Raw genomic sequence first — 6,320 nt, forward strand, 5'->3', positions numbered from 1 at the left:
TCATTAAGGGCATGTATAATCCGTTTCGGGTCAATACACGCCCTTTTTATTAGCCAGTTCTTTATTTGACCCAAAGTTTAGTTCTCTTGTCCGCGAAATTCGGTCGGGGTCATTCCGGTGACTTTTTTAAACACCCGGCTGAAGTAGTTAGGGTCCTTGTAGCCAACCTCGAAGCAAACCTCTTTGAGACTTAATTCATTAGAAGCCATGAGTTCTTTGGCTTTCTCGATTCTAAGTCGGGTAAGGAAATCGATGAACGTTTCCCCTATATGCTGCTTGAACACTTTGCTGAAATAGTGGGGATTGAGGTGAACGAAATCGGCTGCTTCCTCGAGCGAAATATCTTCGGTGAATCTGCTTTCGATGTAGTTTTTTGCCTTATCCAGCACATGGATCGTTTGTTCCTCGCGCTCCTCGCGGATGCGCTGCAGGGCGGACAATACATAGGATCGATGCTCTGTGGATTCCCTTTGATCGCTTGGATTGCTAAGGGAAGAGACCCCGCCTTGCTTCCTCAGCTCCGCAAATAAGCATACTTTGCCGCCTTGTTCAAAATAGGTCGAAGCAAACACAGCCTCAAAGTAGGATTTGCGCAGGCCCTCGACATCCGAATGAGTCGAGCCGATACCGATGGAGACCGTAAGGGCAAGCTGTCTCTCCGTTATTGAGCAAAGTTTTTCTCCGTACTGGCGCATAATAGATTGCCAATCCGAATCTTGAACGTCAGGCGGTTTACTCAGAAAAACGGCCATATGCCTATCGATAAAGGAGCTGATAAGAGAAGGTCCAGCAAAGTGAGACTTGGCGAAGCTGCGGACCGTATCGTACATTTTTTTCTTATCCAGCGAATATACGTGTTCGGGCTCGGAGAATGCAATCACAACAGAGCAGCCTTGATCCAGAGGAAAGTCAAGCCACTCGGATAGTAAGGGAGCGCTTGCTCCAAGCACTTGATCTACCATAAACATGAGGGCGAGCTCATTCTCTACGAGCGGCTGCAGCTGCGACACCTTATCCCGGAGCTGCAGGTCTTCCATCCGTTTCAGACGTTCCCGTTCCAGCTCAGCTACAAGCTGCTGAAGGGTCTGAACGACTTGCTCCCTTCGGGCAGGCTTCACTATGTATTCCTTTACACCAAGGGTTAGCGCCTCCTTGGCATAAGAAAAATAGTCATATGCAGTGACGAGCACCATCTTTGTCTCAGGCAGCTGCCTTTTGATTTCCCTAAGCGCATCCAAGCCCTGGATGCCCGGCATGTTGACATCCATCAAAATAATGTGCGGACGATGCTCTTCCGCTCGTTCGATGGCCATTCTGCCATTCTCGGCATGGATAATTTCAAACTGATCCGGCAGCATGCGTTGAACGATCCATTCCAGACCTTCACGCTCCAAAGCTTCATCATCAGCTATCAACAGTCGATACATCGGTCGATGCACTCTCCTTTCCGTCAGGTATGCGGATAAGAATACGGGTTCCTTTCCCGGGCTTGCTTTGAATAGCTACCAGATCACTCCGTTCAAAGAACAATTGCAGTCGTTTAAAAACATTCGCCGTCCCGAGTCCTGTGGACGGTTTCTTCATCTGCTCCGACGACTCCCCGATAGCGGGTCGTACTCCGCCCTCCAGATGGAGCAGTCGTTGCCGTACATCCTCGCTCATTCCAACTCCATTATCCTCGACGGCAAGGCAGATGCCTTCGGAGTCCCTCCGAACGGCTATGCGAATCACGGCGCCTTGCTCCATGCTCTCAATGCCATGCAAAAAGGCGTTTTCCACCAAAGGCTGAATCGTAAGGGCGGGTATAGGTGCGGACAGAGCGGAAGAATCGATCTCCATATCGAAACTCACCCGATCGCGAAAACGCGCATGCTGAATGGCTATGTATTCTTTAACATGGTCGAGCTCATCCTTCAGTGTCACCGGTTGATCTAATCTGCTTAAGTTATAGCGCAGCAGATTGGACATAGAAACGATAAGGTCGCTCGTTTTCTCCGCACCTTCAATCAGTGCCAGCTTGGAAAGCACATTGAGCGTATTGAATAGAAAATGGGGCTGAATCTGGCTTTGCAGAGCCTGAAGCTCCAATTCCTTAACGAGACGGTCCTTCTCTAGGCTTTCCTTATCTTTTTCGATGAGAATGTACAAATCCGCTATCATCTGCTTAAAGGCATCGGATAAAATCCCCAGCTCATCTTCTGAACGAGGGGGTGCGGAGTCAGTCGCCGACTGCAGCTGACCTTTGGAAAAATGCTGAGCCATTCGTACAAGACGGCGAACCGGTCCAGTAATGCTGCCGGATATCCATAAGGCAAGCCCGATCCCCAGCAGCGTATTGACTACAAACACAGCTGCTCCGAGCCGGTTCATCCGGCTGTTTTCCGCTTGCAGCTGCATGTAGACAGGCTGATAGGAGCTCAGCTCCAGATCGACGAGACTTTGCCCCTCCTCACGGATAAATCCGAAAGTGGCCTCTGCATCTTCATAATGGCTTAGCGCTTCGGCCTGAGAATGGGCGAGCGCTGAGGCGAGAGAAGCTTGCTCCTGCTCTTGGAGCGTGTCCAGCATATGAAGGTAGGTTGTCAGTTCTGAAGGATGTAGAGAGGAGGGCAGCTGTGCCGTGAGCTCCTCGCGAATGGCTGCCATCTCGGCTTGCCCTCGTTCGATATCCGTCGTATCGGTTCCTTGCGGATTCAGTAAGTAGCCGTATAACGTCTTCAGAGATTGCTCTGCTGTTTGTGCGCCTTGCTTGTATTGAAGCATTCGCTCCATCGTCCTGTTATAGCTGCTCTGAACGATCTTCCCGCTCTCAAAGACGAAGAAGGTCACGGCATTAGCCAGAAGCACCAGCAAAGGGATAAACAAAAGCAGCTTGGTACGTATCGTCATTGGCTAGCACCTCCTGCGGTGCCACCCAAGCTGGCCGGATCAAGAACGGTGGTAGGAATAAAGTGCTGCTTCTCCGAAGCTTGGCCGCTCCAATAATGGTTGAGCAGACCGACAGCATCGTATCCCATTTTATAGGGCTGCTGAACGATGGAGGAAACTATTTTTCCTTGCCGGATGCCATCGATGGTTTCCGGCAAATCGTCGAAGGAATAAATTTGCAGATCGTTCCGATTAGCCCGCTCGGCTGCTTTCATGATGCCTATGCCATCCAGTGCGCTGAATCCGACCATGATCTGCATCTGCGGATACTTCGCGAGCATATCGGCCGCTTGCTGTTCAGCCTGAAGCCGGGAAATATTGGACGTTCGCACCTCCGTAATGGTGAGATTAGGGTAGCCGTGAATAACCTCTTGGAACCCTTCCAGTCGTAACCTCTGACTCTCGGCTGAGCTCCCGACAAGAACGCCAATACTGCCCGCGCTCCCGGTCTTTTGTACGACAAGCTCACCCATCCGTTGGCCTGCTTCTTCATTATCTGTTCCGATATAGGACAACCGCGTGCTGTCCGGTTCGTCTGTATCTACAGTAAGGACGGCGATACCTTTGGCAATCGCTTTATCGATCCATTGCTTATATTCCGGATTGCCAACACCTTGAACCAGAATGGCATCGGCCTTGGCGGCAATCGCCTTCTCGAGCAGCTTCGTCTGCTCGGCTAGATTAATACGGAAAGAGCCGGTATATTCCAGCTCCCAGCCGTACTGCTGGGCAGCAGCGCGGGCTCCCTGCTCAACGGATCGCCAGAACGGGTTATCCAGCTCTTGCGAAATGAGTACAATGTGCCGCGGTGCCGGTTCCAACGCGACTGACGGCGGTTGAGCCAGCTCCCGAATCCGCGTTGTTGAGAATAAAAATTGCAGCAGCAGGCAGATGAACACTAAGCTAAGAATAAGAAGGCCTATAGACCATCTTCGATTCGACATACTTGCCTCCCGATGGCTAGCTGTATACTATACGTTCATTATACAAAACTGGCGGCATAATCCAAAACGGACCGAGGCGAGTCGGGTAAGCTTGGAATACAAGTCTTTACTAATCCAAGGCTTTTTCATAAACTGATATTTATGAAGAGTCTGTGTGACCGTCTATCGGCCAAATTCGAACAGGACCGGAAGGAGCTACAGCATGAGTTCTGCTATTCAACAACAAACAGGAGTGTTTCCATCCGTATGTTCATTGGATTGCCCTGATCAATGCGGTTTATTGGTTCATAAGGAAAACGGGAAAATCGTGAAAATTGAAGGAGATCCGTCGCATCCGGTGACCCAAGGGGCCATCTGCAACAAGGTCCGTAATATGGGCGAGCGAATCTATGACGCCAAGCGGCTTCAATACCCTTTGAAACGGACGGGAAAAAAGGGAAGCGGGCAATTCGAGCGCATTACGTGGAAGGAAGCTATTGAGACAATCACTTCCAACTGGAAAAAGACAATGGAAGAGCATGGTGCGGAAGCGATCATGCCCTACAGCTTTTATGGCAACATGGGATTAATCGGAACAGAGGGGATGGACCGGCGGTTTTTCCACCGTCTGGGTGCAACCCGGTTGAAGTATTCTATCTGCTCTGCGGCAGGCTCGGAAGGCTATAGCTACACGATGGGCTCAGGCGTGGGGACCGATCCAGAGGATACCGTTCATGCGAAGCTGTTTATCATGTGGGGGATCAATACGGTCAGCACTAATATGCACCAGGTGGTCCTTGCGGAGAAAGCAAGGAAGAATGGAGCCCAGATCGTCGTTATCGACGTTCATAAAAACCAGACCGGCCGTTGGGCCGATTGGTTCATTCCGATCAAGCCAGGTACGGATGCAGCCTTGGCGCTAGGCATCATGCACATTCTGTTCGACGAACAGATGACAGATGAAGCCTTTTTGCAAGAATACACCGTAGGCCATGAGGAGCTGCGGAAGCATGTCCGGCAGTATGATCCGGTCACCGTGTCGGGAATTACCGGTGTGCCTGTGGAGGATATCTACAAGCTGGCCCGTATGTACGGGCAAACTTCGCCTTCGTTTATAAGGATCGGCAATGGGCCTCAGCATCATGATAACGGAGGGATGTGCATCCGTACCATTTCCTGTCTGCCCGCGCTTACTGGGCAATGGCTTGTGCCAGGCGGCGGCGCAATCAAAGGCAATGGGTCTGTTCTAGGTCACAATGAGTCCGCACTGATGCGTCCAGATTTATTGCCGGGTAAGGTGCGTCAAGTCAATATGAACCAGCTGGGCAGCGCATTGCTTGAGCTGGACCCTCCTATACGTTCGCTTTACGTCTACAATTCGAACCCGGCGGTAGTGGCTCCGGAGGCGAATAAAGTAAGGCAGGGACTGGAGCGCGAAGATTTGTTTACCGTCGTCCATGAGCTGTTCATGACCGAAACTGCACGCTATGCGGACATCGTGCTGCCGGCTACTTCAGCGTTTGAGAATACGGATTTTTACGCCTCCTACTGGCATCATTATATTCAAATACAACAGCCGGTGATCGAGCCTTATGGCGAAAGTAAATCGAATGTCGATGTATTCCGCCTGCTTGCGCAAGCGATGGGCTTTGAAGATCAGGCACTGCGCGATACGGACGAGGAGCTGATTAGGCAGGCGCTTAATAATCCAGCCAATCCGGTATTGGAGGGGATCACCTATGAGTCGCTTGTAGAGCGGCAGTATGTGAAAGGAGCAGTCAAGCCGCTGTTTCCGGGAAGATTGAAGACGCCGAGCGGCAAGATCGAGCTGTACTCCCAAGCTATGGAGAGAAGAGGCTTTCCTCCGCTCCCAACCTATACGCCGCTTTGCGAAGATGAGGATTTGCCGTTTCTGTTCATTCCGGGACCGAATCATAACTTCCTTAACTCGACCTTTTCCAATAATGAGAAGCATGTCCGTATGGAAAAGACGCAGAAGGTGCATATGAATGTTAAGGATGCCCAAGCACGCGGCATTCAGAACGGAGAGCTCGTTCGCGTATGGAACAGCCGCGGAGAATGCGAGCTGACCGCATCGGTCGGAGAAGACGTTCTGCCGGGAGTGGTAGTAAGCCAAGGGTTATGGGCGGACTCGCCGGGTGGCAAGAGAACGGTTAACGCTCTGACTCCGGATCGCCTTGCCGATATGGGGGGAGGAGCGACCTTCTTCTCAGGCCGCGTACAGGTGGATAAACTTTAGCAAGATGACGTTCAGACGGCTAATAAGATAAATAGACCGTTACCTGCGTATAGGGGACTGACCCCGTAATGTGAGACAAATTAAAGCACCTTCAAGAGAATGCAACCATGTCGTAAGATATGGAGACAACCTTGGAGGTGTTTTTTCGTTGACAACCAGAGTAAGCTATCCAGTAGAAGTGAAGATGAAAGCCATTGAGATGAGATTGG

The 6,320-nt window shown here is 51.0% G+C and carries 4 protein-coding genes; 1 reads left to right on the forward strand and 3 read right to left on the reverse strand.

Features of this window, described 5'->3' with window-relative positions; translation table 11 throughout:
• Positions 1–77: 77 nt before the first annotated feature.
• Genes BP97_RS0124490 through BP97_RS0124500 form a run of 3 tightly spaced genes read right to left on the reverse strand, consistent with a single transcriptional unit; the run spans position 78 to position 3,872 of the window.
• Positions 78–1,427 carry a response regulator gene (locus tag BP97_RS0124490; RefSeq protein WP_028551485.1) on the reverse strand — a complete coding sequence of 450 codons (1,350 nt, stop codon included), beginning with the start codon at positions 1,425–1,427 and terminating at the stop codon, positions 78–80.
• Positions 1,405–2,889 carry a sensor histidine kinase gene (locus BP97_RS0124495; RefSeq protein ID WP_028551486.1) on the reverse strand — a complete coding sequence of 495 codons (1,485 nt, stop codon included), beginning with the start codon at positions 2,887–2,889 and terminating at the stop codon, positions 1,405–1,407. Before BP97_RS0124495 ends, BP97_RS0124490 begins: the two co-directional genes overlap by 23 nt.
• Positions 2,886–3,872, reverse strand: a complete 987-nt coding sequence (locus tag BP97_RS0124500) for a substrate-binding domain-containing protein (protein ID WP_028551487.1) — start codon at positions 3,870–3,872, stop codon at positions 2,886–2,888. The genes BP97_RS0124495 and BP97_RS0124500 overlap by 4 nt, the downstream gene beginning before the upstream one ends.
• A 202-nt stretch (positions 3,873–4,074) precedes the next feature.
• Here BP97_RS0124500 and BP97_RS0124505 point away from each other — a divergent pair, with 202 nt between their 5' ends.
• Positions 4,075–6,111 (forward strand): molybdopterin oxidoreductase family protein, encoded by a 2,037-nt coding sequence (locus tag BP97_RS0124505; protein ID WP_028551488.1) that lies wholly within the window; start codon positions 4,075–4,077, stop codon positions 6,109–6,111.
• Positions 6,112–6,320: the final 209 nt, after the last annotated feature.

This window comes from Paenibacillus sp. UNC451MF, from assembly GCF_000686845.1.
Lineage (GTDB): Bacteria > Bacillota > Bacilli > Paenibacillales > NBRC-103111 > Paenibacillus_S.